The 23,291-nt window shown below is 71.9% G+C and carries 17 protein-coding genes; 13 read left to right on the forward strand and 4 right to left on the reverse strand.

Translation table 11 applies throughout. The features are described from left to right. The first annotated feature begins 115 nt into the window (after positions 1-115). Complete coding sequence (locus BMY07_RS15090) at positions 116-871, forward strand: hypothetical protein (protein WP_245782396.1); 756 nt, start codon at positions 116-118, stop codon at positions 869-871. 60 nt (positions 872-931) lie between these two features. Here the strand turns inward: BMY07_RS15090 and BMY07_RS15095 are convergent, their stop codons facing one another. Then, on the reverse strand, positions 932-1,816 hold the full coding sequence (locus BMY07_RS15095; protein WP_092778679.1) for a peptidylprolyl isomerase: 885 nt from the start codon (positions 1,814-1,816) through the stop codon (positions 932-934). A gap of 128 nt (positions 1,817-1,944) precedes the next feature. Here BMY07_RS15095 and BMY07_RS15100 point away from each other — a divergent pair, with 128 nt between their 5' ends. Further along, a complete protein-coding gene (locus BMY07_RS15100; RefSeq protein WP_092778680.1) occupies positions 1,945-2,652 on the forward strand; it encodes an MBL fold metallo-hydrolase in 708 nt (235 codons plus the stop codon). Position 2,653: 1 nt separating this feature from the next. Continuing rightward, on the forward strand, positions 2,654-3,325 hold the full coding sequence (locus BMY07_RS15105; RefSeq protein ID WP_245782397.1) for a hypothetical protein: 672 nt from the start codon (positions 2,654-2,656) through the stop codon (positions 3,323-3,325). On the opposite strand, the gene BMY07_RS15110 is transcribed toward BMY07_RS15105, so the two are convergent. Continuing rightward, positions 3,297-4,682 carry a YibE/F family protein gene (locus BMY07_RS15110; protein WP_177215590.1) on the reverse strand — a complete coding sequence of 462 codons (1,386 nt, stop codon included), beginning with the start codon at positions 4,680-4,682 and terminating at the stop codon, positions 3,297-3,299. The two genes, BMY07_RS15105 and BMY07_RS15110, sit on opposite strands and share 29 nt — an antisense overlap. Before the next feature lie 76 nt (positions 4,683-4,758). Here BMY07_RS15110 and BMY07_RS15115 point away from each other — a divergent pair, with 76 nt between their 5' ends. Beyond that, complete coding sequence (locus BMY07_RS15115) at positions 4,759-6,675, forward strand: intein-containing Rv2578c family radical SAM protein (RefSeq protein ID WP_092778681.1); 1,917 nt, start codon at positions 4,759-4,761, stop codon at positions 6,673-6,675. Positions 6,676-6,740: 65 nt separating this feature from the next. On the opposite strand, the gene BMY07_RS15120 is transcribed toward BMY07_RS15115, so the two are convergent. Then, positions 6,741-7,697 (reverse strand): GNAT family N-acetyltransferase, encoded by a 957-nt coding sequence (locus BMY07_RS15120; RefSeq protein ID WP_092778682.1) that lies wholly within the window; start codon positions 7,695-7,697, stop codon positions 6,741-6,743. 61 nt (positions 7,698-7,758) lie between these two features. Between BMY07_RS15120 and yaaA the strand changes: the two genes are divergently transcribed. From yaaA to BMY07_RS15145, 5 genes are all read left to right on the forward strand, one after another. Continuing rightward, positions 7,759-8,505 carry a peroxide stress protein YaaA gene (yaaA, locus tag BMY07_RS15125; RefSeq protein ID WP_092778683.1) on the forward strand — a complete coding sequence of 249 codons (747 nt, stop codon included), beginning with the start codon at positions 7,759-7,761 and terminating at the stop codon, positions 8,503-8,505. Between the two features lie 588 nt (positions 8,506-9,093). Beyond that, the gene (locus BMY07_RS15130) at positions 9,094-10,035 is read left to right on the forward strand and encodes a serine protein kinase RIO (protein ID WP_177215591.1); all 942 of its coding nucleotides are present in this window, start codon (positions 9,094-9,096) and stop codon (positions 10,033-10,035) included. A gap of 232 nt (positions 10,036-10,267) precedes the next feature. Continuing rightward, positions 10,268-12,127 carry a DEAD/DEAH box helicase gene (locus tag BMY07_RS15135; RefSeq protein WP_425426298.1) on the forward strand — a complete coding sequence of 620 codons (1,860 nt, stop codon included), beginning with the start codon at positions 10,268-10,270 and terminating at the stop codon, positions 12,125-12,127. Positions 12,128-12,311: 184 nt separating this feature from the next. Continuing rightward, positions 12,312-12,665, forward strand: coding sequence for a YciI family protein (locus BMY07_RS15140; RefSeq protein ID WP_092778684.1), 354 nt, complete (start codon positions 12,312-12,314; stop codon positions 12,663-12,665). Then, positions 12,662-13,858 (forward strand): RNA polymerase sigma factor, encoded by a 1,197-nt coding sequence (locus BMY07_RS15145; protein ID WP_092778685.1) that lies wholly within the window; start codon positions 12,662-12,664, stop codon positions 13,856-13,858. The genes BMY07_RS15140 and BMY07_RS15145 overlap by 4 nt, the downstream gene beginning before the upstream one ends. Positions 13,859-13,862: 4 nt before the next feature. Here BMY07_RS15145 and BMY07_RS15150 read toward each other — a convergent pair whose 3' ends face one another. Further along, a complete protein-coding gene (locus BMY07_RS15150; RefSeq protein ID WP_092778686.1) occupies positions 13,863-14,228 on the reverse strand; it encodes a VOC family protein in 366 nt (121 codons plus the stop codon). Here BMY07_RS15150 and mtnA point away from each other — a divergent pair. From mtnA to BMY07_RS15170, 4 genes are all read left to right on the forward strand, one after another. Then, positions 14,221-15,231, forward strand: a complete 1,011-nt coding sequence (gene mtnA / locus BMY07_RS15155; RefSeq protein ID WP_092778687.1) for an S-methyl-5-thioribose-1-phosphate isomerase — start codon at positions 14,221-14,223, stop codon at positions 15,229-15,231. The genes BMY07_RS15150 and mtnA overlap by 8 nt on opposite strands. A 69-nt stretch (positions 15,232-15,300) precedes the next feature. Further along, positions 15,301-17,046, forward strand: coding sequence for a proline--tRNA ligase (locus tag BMY07_RS15160; RefSeq protein WP_092778688.1), 1,746 nt, complete (start codon positions 15,301-15,303; stop codon positions 17,044-17,046). Between the two features lie 644 nt (positions 17,047-17,690). After that, a complete protein-coding gene (locus BMY07_RS15165) occupies positions 17,691-18,494 on the forward strand; it encodes a DUF4132 domain-containing protein (protein WP_245782398.1) in 804 nt (267 codons plus the stop codon). Continuing rightward, on the forward strand, positions 18,491-23,278 hold the full coding sequence (locus BMY07_RS15170; protein WP_092778693.1) for a hypothetical protein: 4,788 nt from the start codon (positions 18,491-18,493) through the stop codon (positions 23,276-23,278). The genes BMY07_RS15165 and BMY07_RS15170 overlap by 4 nt, the downstream gene beginning before the upstream one ends. The last annotated feature ends 13 nt before the right edge of the window (positions 23,279-23,291 follow it).

Raw genomic sequence — 23,291 nt, forward strand, 5'->3', positions numbered from 1 at the left:
CGAAGAAGCCTTTGGACAGGCTGCGGACTTTGTACGGCGTGCTGCGCGGATTCTCGACCGCAGGCGGTTTGACCTGCTATTCGACGGGGGTCCTACCGAGCCCGTTCTGGCTGCCTTGGCCGCTTATCGCAACCCGGACGGCGGGTACGGCAACGCCCTTGAGCCTGACGGCCGAGGACCGGGTAGTCAGCCCATCACCACCCTGGCCGCCCTGCACGTGTTGCACGAGGCGAAGGCGGCGCCGGATGGTGTGGTCGAGTACCTGGAGTCCATCACCGCCGAAGGTGGGGGAGTGCCGTTCGTGCACCCCAACATCCGCGACTACCCGCGCGCGCCGTGGTGGCAGGTCTCGGACACCTACGAGGGTTCGCTGCTGCCAACGGCCAATCTGGTGGGTGCTCTGTGGCAGGCAGGCGTGACGCACCCGTGGGTCGATAGTGCCGCCGAGTTCTGTTGGACCCGGATCGACGCTCTTACCACCACGCACCCGTACGAGGCCCTTGGCGTTGTGGGGTTCCTCGACAACGCCCCTGACCGGTCACGCGCGGAGGAGACGGCCGCGCGCCTCGGCGGGCTTGTCCGGGATAACGGGCTCGTGCGCATCGGTGCCGAGGGGACAGTCCCGGAGGGATACAACCCCGCCGAGCTGCACAGCCCGCACGAGTACGCGTCCACCCCGGACTCCCTCGCCCGCGCCTGGTTCACCGACGACGAGATGTCGGCCAGTCTCGACGACCTCGTCGACGCCCAGCACGACGACGGCGGCTGGCGGGTCCGCTGGGAGAGCTGGACCCCGGCGACCGAGCACGAGTGGGCGGGGTGGTTCACCGTGGAGTGCCTGCGCACCCTCAAGGCGTACGACCGCTGGTAAGCCCTCGAACGCGAACGACGCCCGCCCCCGTACCCCGGGGCGGGCGTCGTCGGCTCTGGGTCACGCCACGGCGACGGTGGAGATCTTGACCTCGTTCTTCGGCTTGCCGTCGCCCGGGTTGCCCTGGGAGATGGTGCCCGCCTTGGCGATCTCGTCGATCTTCTTCATGCTGTCGGCGTCGATGTAGCCGAACAGGTTGTAGTTCGGCGGCAGCTCGGCGGTGCCGTAGACGATGAAGAACTGGCTGCCGTTGGTGCCCTTGTTCGTCTCCGGGTTCTTGCCCGCGTTCGCCATGGCCAGCAGGCCGCGGCCGTACTTGATCTCGGGGAAGACCTCGTCGTCGAAGCTGTAGCCGGGGCCGCCGCTGCCGGTGCCGGACGGGTCGCCGCACTGCAGCACCTGCAGGCCGTCGGTGGTGGTCAACCGGTGGCACGGGGTGTCGTTGAAGTACCCCTGCTTGGCCAGGTTGGTGAAGCTGTTGACCGTGCACGGCGCGAGCGCGCGGTCCAGGGTGGCCTTGACCTCGGCGCCGTTGATGGTCAGCGTCGCGCTGGCGGTACCCGTGGCGGCGACGTCCTTGCCCGAGGGTGGCGTCGCGGGCTTGGCGGCGGGCTTGTCCGCCTCGGCCGGGTACTCGCAGGTGACCTTCGCGGGCAGCGGGGTGGCCCGCTTGGGCACCGGCGCCAGCTCGGTCGGGATCGAGGTGGGCGTGTCCGGCGGGGTGTCCGGCTCGCTGGTCGCCACCGTGTTCGACGACGCGGTGTCGGTGGTGCTGCCGCCGCCGATGTTCGCCAGCCAGTAGATCAGACCGACGACCGCGATCACGCCCACGACGGTGCCGACGACCCCGACGATCCGACGCTTGCGGGCGCGCTCTGCCCTGTTGACGAGCTGGCGCTCAAGCTTGCGCTTGGCCGCCTCTCGGCGCTGCTCGTTGCTCGGCACCTCGCACCCTCCTAGCTGACCGCAAACTGGCTGGCGCGCAGTCTATGGGGACCCCCGGTAAGAACCGCGTGGAGGTAGGGCCTACTAGGCTGAGAAGAAGCCAAGAATCCGCGACCGGAGGTTTACCTGTGCTCGTCGTCGGCTTCCCGACAGGCGCCTTCCAAGCCAACTGCTTCCTGATCGCGCCGGAGCCCGGCGGCCCCTGCGTGGTCGTAGACCCTGGTCAGGACGCCGAGGAGGCCCTGCTGGCCGCGCTGGCCGAGCACCGGCTGGCGCCGGTCGCCGTCGTGCTGACCCACGGGCACCTCGACCACACCTTCTCCGTCACACCGGTCTGCGACGGCAACGACGTGCCCGCCTGGATCCACCCGGACGACCGGTACATGCTCAGCGACCCGCTGCGCGGCATGAGCGACGAGGCCGCCCGGTTCTTCGGCCCGCTGACCGTGCGCGAGCCCGCCGAGGTCCGCGAGCTGGCCGACGGCGCCGAGCTGGACCTGGCCGGTCTGCGGCTCACGGTGCGGCACACCCCCGGGCACACCGAGGGGTCGGTGAGCTTCGGGCACACCACCGACGAGGGCGGCAAGCTGCTGTTCTCCGGCGACACGCTGTTCGCGGGCTCGATCGGCCGCACCGACCTGCCCGGCGGGTCGATGGCCAGGATGACCGAGTCGCTGCGCGGCCTGCTCGAACTCGACGACGACACCGTCGTCCTGCCCGGGCACGGCCCCACCACGACCATCGGGCAGGAGCGGGTCGGCAACCCGTTCCTCACCGGCATGGTCGACCTGACCGACCCCTCCTCCGCCCACCGCGGCCGGGGCAAGGGGATCTGACGTGGCCGACGAGACCAATCCGATCCCGGCAGGTCAGGTCCCGCCGAAGGCGCCGACCGACCTGATCCCGCTCAGCCTCACCGAACCCGACCGCCGCCGCGGCGTGCTGTCGCTGCTGGTCGCCCTGGTCCTCGGCGCCGCGCTCGGCGGGGTCGTCGGGTTGATCGGCGGGCAGACCGCCGGGCTGGTCACCGCGGGCGTGGTGGTCCTGCTGCTGCTCCTGCTGGCCTGGGCGTCCGCGCGGCGCACCCTGTGGCTGCGCGGCGGCACGACCGTGGTGGCCCGCACGATCGGCAGCAAGTCGGTCGACCTGCGCGCGGCCGACCGGCTGGAGCTGCTGGTCACCGACGTGCGCGGCATCCGCACCGTGGGGATGCTGGTCGGGCACAAGAGCACCTCGATCAACGTGGCGCTGGCGATGTACTCCGGCACCGGCGGCCGCGAGCTGGGCATCCTCGTGCTGCGCAAGCTCGCCGACGCGCTCGCGGGCAGCGAGAACCCGGCAGGCCTGGTGTTCTCCCAGCTCCTGGTCGCGCAGCTGCGCGCGGAGGCCAAGGGGGAGGCGGCGCCGGAGCGGCCGCTGTTCCGGCTGGGCTCGCTCGCCCCGACCGGCAAGCTCGCCCAGCGGCTGCGGCCCGAGGCGATCACCCGGTTCGTGGCGTCGCTGGACTGAGCGCCGGTTCCCGCACCGCGACCAGCGCGGCCACGGCCGTGGTGACCGGGACGGCGGCGACCAGCCCGATGCTGCCCACCAGGGTCCGCACGATCTCCTGGGCGATGGTCTGCGACTCCAGCACCGTGCCGAGGCCGACCCCGGACAGCGACGAGTACAGCAGCACCGGCAGCGCGGCCCCGGCGTAGGCCATGACCAGGGTGTTGACCGCGGAGGACACGTGGTCGCGGCCGATGCGCAGGCCTGCGGCGTACAACTCGCGCCTGCCCAGCGCCGGGTTGGCCGCCCGCAGCTCCCACACCGCGCTGGTCTGGGTGACGGTGACGTCGTCGAGGACGCCGAGCGCGCCGATCACGATCCCGGCCAGCAGCAACCCCCTGGTGTCGATGCCGTGGCCGAGGGTGCCGAGCAGGGTGGTGGTCTGGTCGTCGAGGCCGGTGAGGTTGGTCGCCGCGCTGAACGCGGCGCTGAGCACGCCGATCAGGCCCAGGCTGACCATGGTGCCGAGCACCGCGGTCGAGGTCCGCGCGGACAGGCCGTGAGTCAGGTAGAGCACCGCGAACATGATCACGCCCGCGCCGGCGACCGCCACGAGCAGCGGGTTCTCCCCGGCCAGGATCGCCGGTAGGACGAACAGCAGCAGTACCGCGAAGCTCAACCCCAGTGCCACCAGCGCCTTGAGCCCTTGCCAGCGCCCTAGCACCAACACCGCGATCGCGAAGAGTGCCGCGAGGACACCTAGAGGGAGTCCGCGTTGGAAGTCGACGAGTTGGTAAGAGCCGCCGCTGAGCGCGTCGCCGCCGTTGTAGGCGAGCACGACGTCGTCGCCGACCGCGAAGCGCGGGGTGCTCGGTTCGATCGGGACGGTCGTGCGGATGTCGCTGCCCTTGGCCGTGCCATCGGTCATCTCGACGGTCACGGTCAGGCACTGGTCCGACGAGGTGTCCCCGCTGCTGCACGGACTCGCCTCGGTAGCGGTGACGGTCCCGGACACCGCTTGCTGGCCACGGGTCTCCGGTCCGTCGCCGGTCGGGTAGAGCAAGACCATGCCGACGAGGGCCGCTAGCGCGAACGGTGCCAGTAGGGCCAAGAGGAACTTTCGGACACGCGGGGACGCCGGCGTCGCTGGGCCGTGATGGCCATGGCCGTGTCCGGTCTTGGCGGGCTCGGGTTCGCTGTGCTCGGGCTGGCGGTGTTGGGGTTCGCTGTGTTCGGCGCGCCTTCTACCGGTGTCCGGCCCGCTGCTCCGGCGGTGCCTGGCGGCGCTCTTGTCCCGGTCGCCGTGGTCGACGTCGCCGCGCTTGGTCAGCTCTGCCTCGGTCACCCGGGGAATCGGCTGGGTTTCCCAGTCCTGCACCGCGACATCGTGCCAGTCGGGTCCCGATCGGGGTGAACTGGTTGCGCCGCGTTCGAACGCGTGTTCGAATAGAGGGGTGCGATGGCAGCGGCAGGTAGTCGGGGAGACGGGGGAGAGCGCTGCGGGAGAACAGGCGTTGCCGGGGTTGCCCGGGTTGGTGCGCAGTGTCCGCACCCCGGAGTTCGCGGGTGTCGTGTTCCACGAGGTGTTGGCGAAGTCGGTGCTGAACCGGATGCCGGAGAACTCATCAATGCCCTTCCGCTGGACGATCAACCCGTACCGGGGCTGCACGCACGCGTGCAGCTACTGCCTGCACGGCGACACGCCCGTCCTGATGGCCGATGGCACTACGAAGCCGATGGCCGAGCTGCGAGTCGGCGACCGCGTCTACGGGACCGAGCGGCGCGGTAGTTATCGGCACTACGTGCCCACGGAGGTGTTGGACCACTGGTCCACGGTCAAGCCTGCCTACCGGGTCACCCTGGTCGACGGAACCCAGCTCATCGCGAGTGGGGAGCACCGGTTCCTCACCGAACGCGGCTGGAAGCACGTCACCGGCGAGGTCTCCGGACCGTCGCGGCGGCCGCACCTGACCGCCGGCAACAAGCTGATGGGCACCGGCCGGTTCGCCCTACCGCCCAAGGACACCGCTGACTACCGGCGTGGCTACCTGTCCGGCATCGCGCGTGGTGACGGCACTGTCACCGGTTCCGAGCGCGCGGCGGCACGGGTGGCCGAGTACCTCACCGGTGACTTCGCGTTGACCCTGCCGGTGGAGTGGCCGCGCACCCCGACCGACGAGTGGCGCAAGGGTTTGCTCGCGGGTGCCTTCGACGCCGACGGCACGTTCTCGCACCGCATCCTGAGGTTGCCCAACCTGGGCGACCGTGCGCTGACGGCCGTCACGGAGGCGTTGGAGGCCTTCGGGTTCTCTTATGCCATCGAGTCCCGGCGCGCCGCTGGCGGTAAGTCGTGCGTGCGGATCGACGGCGGTCTTGCCGAGCACCTGCGCTTGTTCCACACCACAGACCCTGCCGCCACCGAGAAGCGTGCGATCGACGATGCGGCCATCAAGTCCGGCGCCCAACTCGGTGTGGTGTCGATCGAACCGCTGGGGTTGGACCTACCGCTGTTCGACATCACCACCGGCACGGGTGACTTCATCGCCAACGGTGTGGTCAGCCACAACTGCTTCGCCCGCAACAGCCACAAGTACCTCGACCTGGACGCGGGGCACGACTTCGACAGCCAGATCGTCGTGAAGGTCAACGCACCGCAGGTCCTCACGCGACAGTTGGCATCACCGCGCTGGGACCGGTCGCCGGTCGCCATGGGCACCAACACCGACCCGTACCAACGGGCGGAGGGGCGCTACCGGCTGATGCCGGGGATCATCGGCACCCTCGCCAAGCACGGCACGCCGTTCTCGATCCTGACCAAGGGCACCTTGCTCAACCGGGACATCCCGCTGTTGCGCGCGGTCAGCGCTGACGTGCCGGTGTGGCTCGGTGTGTCGGTCGCGCTGCTGGACCGTGAGCTGCAACGCGTGCTGGAGCCGGGTACGGCCTCACCGCAGGCACGGCTGGAGATGGTGCGCAGGCTCAACGACGCAGGCTTGTCGTGCGGTGTGGCTGTCGCGCCTGTCCTACCGGGGCTGACGGATTCGGTGGAGCAGTTGGACGCGTTGTTCTCAGGGATCGCGGCAGCGGGAGCGACCAGCGTGATGGTCACCGCGCTCCACGTGCGACCCGGGGCCCGCGAGTGGTTCGCCGCGTGGTTAGCGCGGGAGCACCCTGAGCTGGTCCCGCTCTACCGGCGTGTCTATGGCGTGTCGAGCTACGCGTCCGCTGGGTACCGGGCGGAGTTATCGGCCAGGGTCGCTCCGTTGCTGCGGCGCCACGCGCTGTCGACATCGCGGTTCGACCCGCCCATCCCCGCTCAACGCACTGCGGAGACGCAGAACGCGGGGGACACGCAGTTGACGTTGCTGTAAGAGGGGATGCTTGGCCGCACCGCGCTGGGGCACGCTGAGGCGGGCGCGGTGCGGCTGCCCGTCTCTTAGTCGAGGGCGAGCACGTGCTGGGTGAACTTGGCGACGACCTTGTAGCCCGCGCGCTCGTAGACCCCCAGCGCGCCGGTGTGGTTGTCGGCGTCAACGCTGAGGCCGGAAGTCGCGAAGCCCGCGGTCCTGGCGTCGTGCAACAGCGTCGACAGCAGTGCGGTCGCCAGGCCACGACCACGCCACGCGGTGCGGGTGCCGACGTCGGCGACCCACAGCTCCTTGTACCCGCGCGCGGCGGTGTCGGCGGGGTGCTGCAGGCTCAGCACGAACGCGGCCAGGTCGCCGGTCTCGTCGTCGCGCAGGTGCGCGCTCAGCGTCGGCTCCAGCGGCGGGGACGTCACGAAGTGCCTCTCCCAGAACGCGGTGTCGACGTCGGTCGAACCCCAGTGCTCGGCGAAGGTGTCGTTGCGCAGCAGCCGCAGCGCCTCGGAGAACTCGGGCCGGTAGCGCTCCAGGGTGAACCCGGTCGGGACCGGCACCCGGGGCAGGTCCTCGGTGAGCGTGGCGCGCATGTCGAAGAACCAGCGGGTCGCGGTGTAGCCAGCGGCGGCCACGATCGTGGCCAGGTCGGTGTTCCGGTCGTGCGCCGCGACAACGGCCTCCAGCCGAAGGTCGGGGAACAGCCTGGCGTGCCTGGCCCGCGCGGCGCCCTGCGACCGCCGGAGGAGTTCCGCGCCGATGCCGCGGCGGCGGTGCGACGGTGCGACGGCGCCCAGCAACCGGATCCGGTCGACCTCGACCGCGCCCGGCCTGCCGAACGCGATCCCGTACCCCACCAGGGTGTCGCCGTCGAACACGGCGACGGTGTCCTCCGGTCCGGCGTCGTCGACCAGCTTGGCGTAGTCGTCGACACCGCTGTGCTCGTCGACCTGGTCCACCGCCTCGGCCTCGGCCATCAGCCGTACCCAGGCCGGTGCGTCGGAGTCCGCCAGGGCGCGCCACGTCAGGTCCACATCGAGCCACGGTAGGACACCCGGGGCGGTCCGCTCGACCGGTTTTCTCTACGCTCGGCCGGTGCTCGTGCTGCTCCCCCCTTCCGAGACCAAGAGCGACGGCGGCGACGGCCCCGCGCTCGACCTGGCGGCGCTGTCGTTCCCGGAACTGACGCCGGTCCGTGACCAGGTCGCCACCGCGCTGGTCGCCCTCGCCGACGACGTGCCCGCCAGCCTCGCCGCCCTCGACCTGTCCGAGCGGCAGGTCGACGAGGTGGAGCGCAACGCGGCCCTGTTCGCCGCGCCGACCCGCCCGGCCCTGGAGCGCTACACGGGCGTCCTCTACGACGCCATGGCCATCCCGTCGTTCACCAAGGCCCAGCGCCGCCGCGCCGACGCCCGCCTCGCCGTCGCCTCGGCCCTGTTCGGCGTGCTCCGCGCCGCCGACCCCATCCCCGCCTACCGCCTCTCCGGCGCGTCGGTGCTGCCTGCCCTGGGCCCGCTCCGCCCACTGTGGCGCCCGTCGCTGGAGAAGACCCTGTCCACTGTGGACGACCTGCTGATCGACCTCCGCTCCGGCGCCTACGCCAACCTCGCCACCATCCCGGCGGCCATCACCATCCGAGTCGTCACCGAGTCCCCAGACGGCCGCCGCAAGACCGTCAGCCACTTCAACAAGGCCTACAAGGGCCGCCTGGCCGCCGCCCTGGCCACAACCCCCCGCGAACCCACCACCATCCGCGGCCTCATCTCAGTAGCCGCCACGGCAGGCCTCACCCTCACCAAAACCCCCACCCCCAACGCCCTGGACCTCGTGGTCACCCCATAGCCCCAAGACCTACACCCAGGTCCAACTGCCCCAACCAGGCGTCTGACACCACACCGGCTCTCCAACTTCAGACCGAGCCTCTAACCCCAGGCTGGCTCTCTAACCCCAGGCCGAGCGTCCAGGTCGGCCCCCTAGCCCCAGGCTGGCCTCTAGCCCCGTTCCCGCCCTCAGCGCCCCCTCGCGCACGCGGTCCCGACCCTGCCCAGCCCCCACCCACACCGGGGGGCGTCCCAGTGCCAGTCTATCGGCATCCCCCGACAGTAGATCTTGAAACAGGCCGCCGAAGATCCACATGTGGATAACTTCTGTCCCTGAACCGGGTGAATCTCCCAGGCGGGACCACAGACCCCGAAACCTCCCCCCACCAGCAAGAACAAGCTCACCCGTTAATTCGGTTGCGCCCCCGAACGTGCCCAGCCAAGCTATGCCCCGCAAGGCCGGTGGTGAAGAAGCCGGTGGAGATCAAGGGAGGTGCCGTGATGTCGACGACCGTCGTTGTGGATGTGGCGCTGTCCCGTCCACCCGCCCTGCCGGGGCCGCGGTAAGACGCGGTGGTGGGGCGTCCTTCCAACCGAGGAGTCCCACCCAGTGCGAGAGCACGATTTCGACGACGCCCCCAAGTCCAGCCGGATGCGGCGGCGCAGGTTCGACGACGATCCCCAGCCCCAGCGCTCCGGCAGGCTGACCGAGGCCGAGAAGCTGCGGCTGGCCCGGGTCCGCGAGGACGCGTACACCGCCGAGCTCGAGCTGCCCGACGGTGCCGATCGCTGGTCCACGTGGGCCGACAGCGAGCAAGGCCCCCACCCCAGGCCCGACTGGCTCGTCACCAGTGACGCCGCGGCTGATTCCGAGCTCGGGGTGCTCAAGACCGGTAAGGAAGCCGACGTGTTCGTCATCGAGCGCGCGGTTCCCGGCGGTGAGAGCTGCCTGTTGGCGGCGAAGCGGTACCGCAGCGGTGAGCACAGGTTGTTCCACCGCGACTCCGGCTACCTCGAAGGCAGGCGGATGCGCCGGTCCCGGGAGAGCAGGGCGATCGCGAACCGGACGGTGTTCGGGCGCAACCTGATCGCCGAGCAGTGGGCGGTGGCGGAGTTCGCCGCGCTGTCGCGGCTGTGGTCGGTCGGGGCGCCCGTGCCCTACCCGGTGCAGCGCGACGGCACCGAGCTGCTGCTGGAGTTCCTGGCCGACGGCGACCGCCAGGGCGCGCCCCGGCTCGCCCAGAGCAGGCCGGAGCCGGAGCAGCTGCGCGACCTCTGGGAGCAACTGGTGGCCGCGCTGGAGCTGTTCGCGGTGCACCGGCTGACCCACGGCGACCTGTCCGCGTACAACGTCCTGGTCCACGAGGGTCACCTGATGGTGATCGATCTGCCGCAGGTGGTCGACCTCGTCGCGAACCCGGCCGGGGCCGAGTTCCTGGCCCGCGACGTGGCCAACATCAGCCGGTGGTTCGCAGGTCGGGGGCTGTCCGAGCAGCTCGTCGACCCAGGCGTGCTGACCGCCCACCTGCTCGACGTGGCGGGGCTCGGCTGACCCGCGACACGTGATCCCGCTCCCGCCGTGCGGGGGAACGTCACGCCGTCGGGTAGAGTGGGCAGCGCACCGTGAGCGGAGCCGACCAGAGGCTCCGGTGAAACGACAGCCGGTGCCTACACCCACCCGACGGCGTGACACACGCGCCGGGCTCGTCCGTGCGATAGCCTGCCGGCCTCCTGAGAAGAGGGCGGAGCCTCCCGAGACGTGCCATCGTCCGGAGAGGACTCCCTTGCTCGACTCTGCCCTGCCCACGAACGCCCTGCTCGAGCTCGACGCCGAGCTCGACGCCGCCGTCGACACCGACGCGGTCGACTCCGCTGACACCGCCGATGGCCGCAAGCCGCGCCACCGCGCCAGCGGCAAGGGGCGCTTCGAGCCCACCGGCGTCACCTTCGCCGACCTGGGCCTGCCCGCGCCGCTGCTGCGGGCGCTCACCGAGGCCGGTATCAACCAGCCGTTCCCGATCCAGACCGCCACGATCCCGGACGCGCTGGCGGGCCGCGACGTGCTGGGCCGCGCCCAGACCGGCTCCGGCAAGACCCTCGCCTTCGGCCTCGCGCTGCTGGCCAGGCTCGACGGCGGCGAGGCCAAGCCGCTGCGCCCCCGCGCCCTGGTGCTCGTGCCGACCCGTGAGCTCGCGCTCCAGGTCAGCGACGCGCTCACCCCGCTGGCCCGCTCGCTGGGCCTGTGGTGCCGCACCGCGGTCGGCGGCATGTCCTTCCCGCGGCAGGCCGAGGCGCTGCGCCGCGGCGTCGACCTGCTCATCGCCACCCCCGGTCGGCTCTCCGACCACGTCCGGCAGGGCACCTGCGTGCTGGACTCGGTGCAGTTCAGCGCCATCGACGAGGCCGACCAGATGGCCGACATGGGCTTCCTGCCGCAGGTGCGCGAGATCCTCGACCTGACCAACCGCGACGGCCAGGTGCTGCTGTTCTCCGCGACCCTCGACGGTGACGTCGACCAGCTGGTGCGCCGCTACCTGAGCAACCCGGTGACGCACTCGGTCGACAGCTCCACCGCCAGCGTGTCCACCATGGAGCACCACATGCTCCTGGTGTCCAAGCAGGACAAGGCCGACGTCATCACCGAGATGGCGGCCCGCGACGGCCGCACCATCATGTTCGTGCGCACCAAGCACCACGTGGACCGGCTCGCCGACAAGCTGCGCTCGGTCGGTGTCCGCGCGGGCGCGCTGCACGGCGGCAAGACCCAGGGTGCCCGCAACCGGGTGCTCAGCCAGTTCCGCGACGGTGACATGCCGGTCCTGGTCGCCACCGACGTCGCCGCCCGCGGCATCCACGTCGACGGCGTCAGCCTGGTCGTGCACGTCGACCCGCCCGCGGACCCCAAGGACTACCTGCACCGCGCGGGCCGCACCGCGCGCGCCGGTGAGGCGGGCACCGTGGTCACCGTGGTGACCCACGACCAGCGCCGCACCGTGGTCCGGTTGACCGACCGGGCAGGCGTGAAGCCCGAGCACACCAAGGTCCGGCCCGGCGACGCGGACCTGATCCGCATCACCGGCGCCCGGGTGCCCAGCGGTGAGCCGGTCATCGAGAAGCCGATGCCGGTCCGCGCCCCCCGCGCGGGTCACACCGCGCGCCGCGCCGGTGGCGAGTTCCGCCGCCGCACCGGTGGTTTCGAGGGCCGCGGCCCCCGCGAGAGCCGCGCCACCACGGGCCGGGGCACCGAGCGCCGCGAGGGCCACCCGCGCGACGACCGGCGCGAGCCCAGCCGCGACCACCGCACCCGCGACTTCGCGGGCGGCGACAACCGCGCCCCGCGTGAGGGCGGCTACCGCGACAGCGCACCCCGCGAGGGTGGCTACCGCGGCGACCGCGCACCCCGCGAGGGCGGTTACCGCGGCAACACCGGTGGTGCTGCCCGTGAGGGTGGCTACCGCGGCGGCGCGAGCGCGGGCACCCGCGACAGCGGCGGCTTCCGCGACCGCGCCCCCCGCGGCGACGCCCGTGACTCCAGGGACCGCGCCCCCCGCGAGAACACCGACCGCAACCGCGACTTCGCGCCCCGCGATGGCGCCGCCCGCACCGGCACCTCCCGCAACTGGCGCGACGACCGCCGCGGCTGAGCCGAGTAGGCAGTAGGAAGAGGCCCGTCCCCGCTGGGGGCGGGCCTCTTTCCATTGTGGAGGCGGTGGCGGTCGGCGGGCGCGGGAAGAATGTTCGCCGGTGGATGTAGAGCCTGTCGGCGCCGCTCCGACTTCAGGGTGGGAGTGGGCCGCGGCGGTCCGCACCGGGAGAGGGAGAACTGGCATGAAGTACCTGCTGCTCATCTACGGCAACCAGGAGAAGTGGGACGCCATCCCGGCCGAGGAGTGGCCCGCCGCCCTCGCCAAGCAGGAGGCGTTCAACACCCGCTACCGCGAGAGCGGTGAGCTGCTCGGCGCCTACGGCCTCTCCGACGCCGTGCTGGCCCGGCTGGTGCGGCGCGAGAACGGGGCGCCCGCGGTCACCGACGGTCCCTACCTGGAGACCAAGGAGTACATCGCCAGCTTCTACCTGCTCGACGTGGACGGCCAGGAGCGGGCCGAGCAGATCGCCGCGGACATGCCGTGGGCCGACGAGAGCCCGGTCGAGGTGTGGCCGATCCTGCACGAGGCGCCGTGAGCGAGGTCGGTGAGGACCTGCTGCGCGTGCTCGCGCCGCAGGTCCTCGCGGCTCTCGTGCGCCGCAACGGGTGGGTCGACGGCGCGGAGGACGCCGTGCAGGAGGCGCTGGTGGCGGCCGCGACCCGGTGGCCTGCCGAGGGGGTCCCGGACAACCCGCGCGCCTGGCTGGTGACCGTCGCCTCGCGCAGACTCGTCGACCACCTGCGCGCTGACGCGTCCCGCAGGCGCCGCGAGGAGCAGGACCGCCTCGCGCGGACCCCGGTCCAGGTCGACCACGCGGCCTACGACGACTCCCTGGAGCTGCTGTTCCTCTGCTGCCACCCGGAGCTGAGCCCGTCCTCGCGGATCGCGCTCACCCTGCGCGCCGTCGGCGGCCTGAGCACCGCCCAGATCGCCGCGGCGTTCCTGGTCCCGGAGGCCACCATGGCGCAGCGGCTCAGCCGGGCCAGGCAGACCGTCCGCGACGTCGACCTCGGCCAGGCGGGACCGGATCGGCTCGACGCGGTGCTGCACGTGCTGTACCTGGTGTTCACCGAGGGCCACACCAGCACCGACGGCGCCGACCTCACCGCCACCGCGCTGTCGGACGAGGCGATCCGGCTGACCCGCTGGCTGCGCGCGCTGCTGCCCGACGACACCGAGGTCGCTGGCCTGCTCGCGCTGATGCTGCTCACCGACTCGCACCGCCCGGCCCGGCTGCGCGCGGGCGCGCTCGTGCCGCTCGCCGAGCAGGACCGGTCGCTGTGGGACCGCGCCGCGATCACCGAGGGGGTCGACCTCGTCACCGGGGCGTTGACCGCGGGCCGGGTCGGGCCCTACCAGCTCCAGGCGGCGATCGCGGCGGTGCACAGCGAGGCCGTGACCGCCGCCGACACCGACTGGCCGCAGATCGCCGGTCTCTACCAGCTGCTCGACCGGGTCGCGCCCAGCCCGGTCGTCACCCTCAACCGCGCGGTGGCCGTCGGGATGACCGCCGGACCCGGGGCCGGGCTCGCGCTGCTGGCGACCCTGGCCGCCGACAAGCGGATGACCCGCAACCACCGGCTCTACGCGACCCGGGCGCACCTGCTGGAACTGGCGGGCGACACCGAGGCGGCGCGCGCGGACTACCGGGAGGCGGCCAAGCGCGCCACCAGCGCGGTGGAGCGCCGCCACCTCACGGTGCGCGCTGCCGGACTGTCCGGGTTGTGAGACGTCAGCCGTTGCTCGACCCCACGCAGAACTCGTTGCCCTCCGGGTCCTGCAGGACAGTCCACGACAGCCCGGGCACGTCGTGCGCGCCGACCTCGACCGCGCCCAGGTCCACCAGCCTGGCCACCTCGGCCGCGCGGTCCGCGGTGGTGAAGTCCAGGTGGACGCGGTTCTTGCCCGCGCGCTCCTCGGGCACCCGCTGCAGCCCCACGAAGACGGCCTCGCCCTGCCGCGCGCCCGCCGGGCCGAGGAACATGAACTCGCCGCCGAAGTCCTGGGCCACCTCGAAGCCCAGCGCCCGCGTCCAGAAGGCGGCGAGGGTGCGCGGATCGGCGCAATCGATGGTCACACCTGCGATACCAATGGTCATACCCCGCACCGTAACCGCCAGGACCGACAATCATGGACCCGTGCGCACCATCGACTGGCAGTCCGACCACATCGTCATCGTCGACCAGACCCGCCTCCCCCACGAAGTCGTCACCCGCGAGCTACGCACTGTTCCCGAACTCGTGACCGCGATCCGCACCCTGGCCGTGCGCGGCGCCCCCGCGCTCGGCGTGGCCGGGGCACTGGGCGTCGCGTTGGCCGCGTTGTCCACAACGGACCCGGTCGCCGCGGCGGCCCGGATCCGGGCCGCCCGCCCCACGGCGGTGAACCTCGCCTGGGGCGTCGACCGGGTGCTGGCCAAGCTCGCACTGGGCATCCCCGAGGCGGTGGTCGAGGCGATCACCGTGCTGGAGGACGACGTCCGGCTCAACCGGACACTCGCCGAGCGCGGCGCCGACTGGCTCACCGCCCGGGTGCCCGGCCGGATCAACGCGCACACGCACTGCAACGCGGGCGCGCTCGCGTGTGTCGAGTGGGGGACCGCTCTCGGTGTGCTGCGGTCACTGCACGCGCGGGACAGGCTCGGGCACGTCTACGCCGACGAGACCCGGCCCTTGCTGCAAGGGGCGCGGATCACGACGTGGGAGCTTGCCGAGATGGGTGTCGAGCACACGCTCGTCGTTGACTCTGCCGGGCCGTCGGTCATCGCGAACGGTCTTGTGCACGCCGTGGTCGTAGGAGCCGACCGGATCGCCGCGAATGGTGACGTTGTCAACAAGATCGGCACGTACCCGCTGGCGTTGGCGGCCGCGCGCGCCGGGATCCCGTTCGTTGTCGCCGCACCGGAGTCCACCGTGGACGAGGCCACGCCTGACGGTTCCGCCATCACGATCGAGGTGCGGTCGGAGGAGGAGGTCACCGGGTTCGGGGGAGTGCGCACCGCCCCGGAGGGGACGCGGGCGCTGAACTACGCCTTCGACGTCACCCCCGCCGACCTGGTCACCGCGATCGTCACCGAGGACCGCGTCATCGAGCCCGCGTAACCCCGATGCGCTGACCAGCGGCAGGTCACTACGCTCTATGGGCACCCGCCCGACACGAGGAGCATTACCGTGATCACCAGGATGTCGACGTTGTTCCTGCGCACCCTGCGCGAGGACCCGGCCGACGCGGAGGTGCCCAGCCACAAGCTGCTGGTCCGCGCCGGGTACGTCCGCCGGGTCGCCCCCGGCGTCTACTCCTGGCTGCCGCTCGGTCTGCGGGTGCTGCGCAAGGTCGAGGCGATCGTGCGCGAGGAGATGGACGCGATGGGGGCGCAGGAGATCCAGTTCCCCGCGCTGCTGCCCCGCGAGCCCTACGAGGCGACCAACCGGTGGACCGAGTACGGCCCCAACCTGTTCCGCCTCAAGGACCGCAAGGGCAACGACTACCTGCTCGGCCCCACGCACGAGGAGCTGTTCGCGCTCACCGTGAAGGGCGAGTACGCCTCTTACAAGGACTACCCCCTCTCGCTCTACCAGATCCAGAACAAGTACCGCGACGAGGCGCGTCCCCGCGCGGGGATCCTGCGCGGCCGCGAGTTCCTGATGAAGGACTCATACTCGTTCGACCTCACCGACGAGGGCCTGGTCGAGAGCTACGCCGCGCACCGCGCCACCTACGTGCGCATCTTCGACCGGCTCAACCTGCGCTACGTGATCGTCAAGGCCACCTCCGGCGCCATGGGCGGTTCGGCCTCCGAGGAGTTCCTGGCCGAGGTGCCGATCGGTGAGGACACCTTCGTCCGCAGCACCGGTTCGGACTACGCGGCCAACGTCGAGGCGGTCGTGACCCCGGCGCCCCCCGCGCGCGAGCTGGACGGCCTGCCCGAGGCGCGGGCGCACCACACGCCGGGCACGCCCACCATCGATACGCTCGTCGAGTTCCTCAACGGCGCCGACCTCGGCCGGACGTTCACCGCGGCCGACACGCTCAAGAACGTCCTGTTCAAGGTCCGCCTGCCCGGCGCGACCGAGTGGGAGCTGCTCGCGGTCGGTGTCCCCGGCGACCGCGAGGTCGACCCGAAGCGGCTGGAGGCGGCGCTGTCGCCCGCCGAGTTCCAGGTGCTGGAGGAGGCGGACTTCGCCAAGAACCCGTTCCTGGTCAAGGGCTACATCGGCCCGCGCGCGCTGCTCGACAACAAGGTCAGGTACCTGGTCGACCCGCGCGTGGTCACCGGCACCGCGTGGGTCACCGGCGCCGACCAGGCTGACCACCACGTCGTCGACCTGGTCGCGGGCCGCGACTTCACCCCGGACGGCACCATCGAGGCCGCCGAGGTCCGCGAGGGCGACCCCGCCCCCGACGGCACCGGCACCCTCGTCGCCGCCAGGGGCATCGAGATCGGCCACGTCTTCCAGCTGGGCCGCAAGTACTCCGACGCCCTCGGCCTGACCGCGCTCGGCGCCGACTCCAAGCCCATCACCATCACCATGGGCTCCTACGGCATCGGCGTCTCCCGCCTGGTCGCCGTCATCGCCGAGCAGACCTTCGACTCCGCAGGTCTGGTGTGGCCCCGCCAGGTCTCACCCGCCGACGTCCACGTGGTCGTCGCGGGCAAGGACGCGACCCTGCTGGAAGCGGGCGAGAAGCTCGCCGCCGACCTGCACACCCGCGGCGTCGACGTCCTGCTCGACGACCGCCCCGCCTCACCGGGGGTCAAGTTCAAGGACGCCGAGCTGATCGGGGTCCCGACGATCGTCGTGATCGGCCGCGGGTTGGCCAACGGCGTCGTCGAGGTGAAGGACCGGGCCACGGGCGACCGCACGGAGATCGCGGTGGACTCCGTTGTCGACCACGTTGTGGGTTTGACCAGCTGATCTTTGGCTTCCCGGATGGCCGTCCCCCTCGGGGGGCGGCCATCTTGTTTCACCCGGTTCAGGGACAGAAGTTATCCACATGTGGATCTTGAGCGGCCCGTTTCAAGATCGACTGTCGGGGGGTGCCGATAGACTGGCACTGGGACGCCCCCCGGTGTGGGTGGGGGCTGGGCAGGGTCGGGACCGCGTGCGCGAGGGGGCGCTGGGGGCGGGAGCGGGGCTGGAGGCCCGGCCTGAGGCCAGAGGCACGGCCTGGGACTAGAGGCTAGTGGCCTGGCCTGGGGTAGGCGGCTCAGTCTGGGGCTTGGGGCTCGGGGGTTAGTGGCTCGGTCTGGGGTTGGCGAGCTGGTCTCGGGTTAGAGGCTCGGTCTGGGGTTGGAGAGCCGGTCTGGGGCCAGAGGCCCGTTCGTCGGATTGAGGCTGTTGCCAGACGCCCTCCCTGTAGCTGGCCATCCCACAGTCGACAGTCGCGCTGTGCCCTTGTCTGCGCCCTGAGGCAGGGGCGTGTCGGTCCATTCGGGAGGGGTGGGGATGGATGGGGGCGGACTGTCGGGGCGGGTCGCTAGGGTGGCGGCGTTGGCGGGACTGAGGTCAGGGGTGGGCACGTGGGGTGGGTCGGCGCTTCGGGTGGGTATGAGGTTCGGGTGCACGGGGGGCGGGTGCAGTGCCGCAACGCCAAGGGGAAGGTGTTGGGGGCGGTTCCGGCCGCGCTGAAGGAAGACGACGTGGTGGTGCGGTTGCGGCAGTTGGTCGAGTGGCTCGACCGGCACGACGCCGAGTGTCTTTCCACTGTGGACGGGTGGCTGGCCAAGTCGCTGCCGGTGCCGACCGTGTTGCTGGGGCAGGTGTGGGCGGACAGCGCGTGGCGGTCGGTGGTGCGCGACCTCGTGGTCGACGCCGGTGACGTCGGGTTCATCAGGGACGCCGACCCGGAGCGGGGCGTCGGGCTGGTGACCCTGGACGGCGACACCGTGTGGGTGCGGCCGGAGACGGTCACCGTGCCGCACCCGGTGCTGCTCGACGACCTCGACGAGTTGCGGGAGTTCGCCGCCGAGCTCGGGGTGGAGCAGCGGGTGCAGCAGCTGTTCCGGCAGACCTTCAGCCGGCAGGCCGAGTTGCCCTCCGGCACCACCGTGGCCGACTTCTCCGGCGCCAGGTTCGAGCAGATCAACCACGTGCTGGCCCGCTGCCGCACCCTCGGCTACCCGGTGCGCGGCGGCGAGGCCGTCTGCGCGGTGTTCGAGGGCGGGGCGACCCTGCAGGCGCGCTACTGGGTCGGCGCCGACCAGTACCCCGAGAGCGAGGCCTGGACGGGCGAGCTCTGGTGGACCCGCCCCGACGGCACCACCGTCCCGCTGGCCGAGGTCGGGCCGGTCGCCTGGTCCGAGGGGATGCGGATGGCTTCGGCCATCCACGCGGGCCGCGCGGTCGAGGAGGCGGCTGAATGAGCGCCGACCTGCTGGCCGCCGGGGCCGTCCTGCCCGGCACGAACGCGGGCGACGACCGCGACGTTCTTGTCGCCCGGCACTACGAGCACCCCGCGTTGGAGGACCGTGTCGTCGTGCGGCTGGCGCCGGAAGTGCTGGGCGTGGCCGAGGACCTGACCGCGGAGTACCTGGGGTTCGCGGCGCCGACGAGCACCGCACCCGTGGGTGTGGCGAGGCGGTCCGCGTTGGGGTTCCCCGCGTGGGCGCTGATCCACGACCCCGGCAACGCGCGGCACGCGCTGGCGCTGGTCAAGGACATCGAGCGCCTGGACCGCCTGGCGAAGTCGAAGGCGGGCGCGGCCAAGGAAGGCTTCACCGACCTCGCGGCGATGTTGGGCCGCTCGGCGCCGCACTTCCTGCCGACCTTCTACGAAGAGGCCGCGCGGATCTTCTTCAAGCACGGCAACACCAGCTACGCGGCGACCATGTTCGGCAAGGCAAGAGAAGCCGAGCAGGTCCACGACCTCGCTGTCGACCCGGAGCGCGTGCGCGCTGTCTTCCTGGAGTTCGCGTTCGCCGGTGCCTTGCCCGCCAAGGCCTTGACCGCTTACGCCAAGGACCTCGCCCGCCGCTACACCGCAGAAGAGGCCTACGACCGGTTCCGCACCCTATGCGTCGAACGGGTCAGGGCAGGCCTACCGCCCCACGCGGGGATGCCCGAGGACCTGCGCCGTTTGGCCAAGGCCGCGAAGCTCGACGCGCGAACCGAGGACGAGCGAGTCCTTCGCGACGTCCTCCAAGCCGCGTCCATCTCCCGTGCCACAGGTGGGTTCTGGAAGTCCTACCGCGACGCGCTCATCACCCTGGCCAAGGGCGACATCGCCGTCCGCGCCCGCCTGCTGGCGTTCGTCCCGCAGCAGAAGTCCACAGTGGACCAGTGGATCGACCTGCTGACCGAGTGCGGCGCCACCACCGCGCTCACCGGCCCGCCCGACCCGGCGGTGTCGACCACCCCGGCCGGGTGGCTGGCCGCCGTCGCCGCGATCAGGGCCGCGGGCTGGGGGTTCGTGGCCCGTTCGGCCGCCCTGCTCACCCTCGCCGAGGCCATGGTCGACCGGCTGCTGGCCGATGGGGAGCAGGTCCGGCTTGGCGGCCGGTGGCGCGAGGTCGAGCTCGACCTGATCGACCTGCTGCTCTCCCGCGGCGTCCCGGTCGAGACCACCGCCGAGTGGATCGACCTGTCCGACTGGCTGGCAGACACCAGTTCCGGCCGCCGCGACCTCACCGCGTTCGCTGCCTCCGCGCGGGGCACCACGCTGGGCGAGGCGGTCACCTCGCACCTCTACAGCGGGTCCGACAGCGACGACATCGCCAAGGCCGAGACCGTCCGGCAGGTCATGGCCGTCCCCGGTCTGCGCCACGCCCTGCGCGGCTGGATCACCGCGCACACCACCGACCTCGGCTCGACGGTGCCGACCCTGGCCGAGAACCTCGCCGAACTGGGTCTGCTCCGGGTCGCCGACGCCTTCGCCGATGCCCCGGACGCCGCCGCGGCGATCGCCGGGGCCGATATCGCCGCCGCGGCGGTAAAGACCCTGCGCGCGGGCCTGGTCGACGAGCTGGGCTGGCCCGCCCTGGACGAGGCCGTCGCCGGGTTCGGCGCCAAGGCGGCCGAGGTCGGGTTCCGCGGCGAGGGCTGGCCCGCGCTCGTCGTCGGCCGCGACCAGTCCGTCGCCGTGGTGGGGCCGGACGAGGTGGTCGCCGAGCACACCGCGGCCCTCTCCGCCGCCGACAGGCACAAGTGGTACGAGTGGACGGCCGCGTCCTGGCACGACGGTGTCCTGCTGGTGCAGTGGTACGGCCCGAAGGGGCAGTTCGCGTACTGGAGCGACAACCCGGCGAAGCACATCGCCACGAGCGCGTTCGACGTCTACGACCTGTTCGACATCAAGCCCTCAGTAGCCCTGCCGGGCGGCGGCAGGTTCACCGGCAAGCGAGCCGTCCACCGTGGCGACACAGTGATCCCGCAGCCCACGCACGCCTACGGCGACGGCATCGGGGTGTGGGCAGGTAGCAGCAACGACGACACGTGGCGCCAGATCGACCCGGTCACTGGAACCGCGGGCCGCTCCACACCGCCCGCGTTCCTCAGCGACTTCGCCGTGGACGGCGCGCGGCTCGACCTCGCCCGGTGCGACCTGCGCCCGACCACCCCGGCGACCGCGACCAGCCCGCTGGGCGCCGCCGGTGGACTGCACGGCTGGCGTGTCCGCCAAGAGCCCGACGGCACCTGGACCGGTGAGGGTGTCGACGGCCGCATGGTCACCGCGACCGTTCCCGTGTCCGGACTCCTCGACCTGCCCGGAACCAGGCTGACCGTCAGCGAGGACGGGTCCGACACCACGCTCCTCGACGCGGACGGCGCCCCCGTCGCGACGGTGCAGCGCGGCGAGCACCACCCGACCTACGCTGCGGGCACGCCGCTGGTGGTCCCGCTGCGGTGGTGGCACCTGCTGCGCCCGCGGGACGAGGCCGGGTCCGCCGCTCTGCGCGCGGTGACCAAGGACGCCGTCGAGACCGTGCTCGCCGCGGCCGTCGCCGAGCTCGAGGCAGAGAAGTGGGACGGCGACCTCAAGGAGTGGGACGACGAGAAGGCGAACCACGCCCGCTACGCCACGCTCCTGCGCGGTGGGACCGATGACGTGATCACGGCCGCCCGAGCGGCGTTGCCCGAGATCAGCCACCCGGGCCTGCTGGCCGGGGTGATCTCCGTGCTCCGCCGTGCGGCGGGCCTGGTGATCTTCCGGCGCGACTTCGACGGCATCGCCGAGGCCGCGCGGGCGTTGGCGGGGGAGCAGGGCGACACCGGCACGACGGCCACCGAGAACGAGGTCGCCGTCGCGCTCGACTGGTTCCGCCGCAACCGCAGCGACGCCGCGGGCACCGGGCGCACAGCGCTGCCCGCGCTCACGGCGGCACTGCACGCGGTCTCCCTGGAACCGGTGCAGGTAGAGCAAGGGCTCCCAGAGGGCGTCAACGTCGAATGGGTCGACCTTGTGCCGCACCTGGGCGCGGTGGCCTTGCGCGCCGCGTCGCCGATTACGCCACCGTCCGAACGCGACACTCTTGTCCAGGTGCTGCGGTGGATCGCCGACAGCGGCATCCTCGACAGCCCCGGTCAGTGGCGCCGCGTGGTGGCCGAGGTGCCCAAAGAGCAGACCGCGCACCGGCACCGGGTCCACCCGACGCCGGACGGGTTCGTCGCCGTCAGCTACACCAGCTCGTTCAGCCCCGGCGGCACCGCGACCGGCCTCCAGTTCACCCGCGGCGGGTTCGCCCTGCCGGAGGGCTGGGTGGTCGACAGCGCCGAGGACTTCGGCCCGCTCGACCGCGGCTGGATCACCCGGTTCCTCGACCTGCTCGCCGAACGCGGCCCGTACCCGTGGCGGCCCGAGGCGGCGGCGACCCTGGTCGAACGCACCGGCCTCGGCACGGCGGAGGCCACCTACCTGCTCGCGGGCATGCCCGGCGTCTTCCGCTGGGGCTCGGGGTTCATCAGCACCGAGGACCGCGCCGTGCTCGGGCTGTCCGTGCCGGGCGCGAAGGCCGCCCGCGAACGCCTGCGCGGCCTCGGGGACCGGTTCCGCCGCGCGGTGGTCGCCGCCGGGGTCCCGGCCGAGCCGGAGGACCTGTGGACGAGCGGCCCGGACGCGGTCGCGGTCGCCGCGGTGTGGACCGACGAGTTCGGCGCGATGCGCCCGATCGACGACGCCCTGCTCGCCGACGCCACCACCCGGCTCCCGTACTCGCGCGCCACCGAGCACGTCACGGCGGCGCTGAACCCGGCAGCCACCCCGTGGCTGCACACCGACGCGCACATGCGGCTGGTCGAGGGAAGGCTGGTGTCCAAGGACAGCGGCGGCTTCAGCGACTCGAACCTGCTGACGGTGGCCCGTGTCCTGGCCTGGTTGGCCCAACGGCTCCCGGCAGGCTCACCGCACCGCGCGGCCCTCTCGGAGACGTTGGCACTGGCCCGGCAGCGGGTCGCGCACCCTGGTTTCGGCCTCTCGCTCGGCGAGTGGCTCAGCTCGCAGGAGATCCGGGGGCTGATCGGCGCCGAGCCGTCCACAGAGGTCGGTTCGGTCCGCGTCCGCGAGTGGCTCGACGTGCACTACGACGGCGACGACTACTCGTTGTTCGTCTGGCCGGGTCTACTCGGCCCGCACGACCGGGACATGCTCGTGGCCGCCATGGAGATCGCGCACTCCGGCTACCTCCATGTGCTCGATCTCCTCGCCTGCGATGGCCTTACCGCGGCCTGTGCGGCCGAACTCCCCGCCGGGTTCGATCCCCAGGTCTACTTCCAAGACCCCACGGTGTCGGTTCCGCACCTGGTTTCCGAGGTGGCCACCGCGCACGCCATCGACGAAGACGCGGCCACGCTCTACCTGCAACTGTTGGCATTACCGGATCCGACCGACGCGAACGTCGCCCGCTGGACGGGCTGGAAACCGACCCGGTTGCGCAAGGCGCGCGCCGCGTTGGCCGAGACCGACCTCGTCCTCACCGCGAAACGCGCCAGGGCAGGCCGTTCCCTGTTCCTCCCCGGTGGCTGGCTCGCCCTGTCCACCCCGCACCTGCCCCTGGAGGCCTGGAAGACCCCGATGTACGGCTTCACCGACTCGCCACCCCCGGTGATCGTCGCCCGCGAACCCACCGCCGACCTGTTCACCCGCGCCTGGACCCGGGTCCGGGCAGGCGACGCACCCGGCTACGAGGACCTCGGCACCGCCCGGCGCGGCTGATCCCCAGCGGGCG

The sequence above is a fragment of the Actinokineospora terrae genome (assembly GCF_900111175.1).
Taxonomy (GTDB): Bacteria; Actinomycetota; Actinomycetes; order Mycobacteriales; family Pseudonocardiaceae; genus Actinokineospora; species Actinokineospora terrae.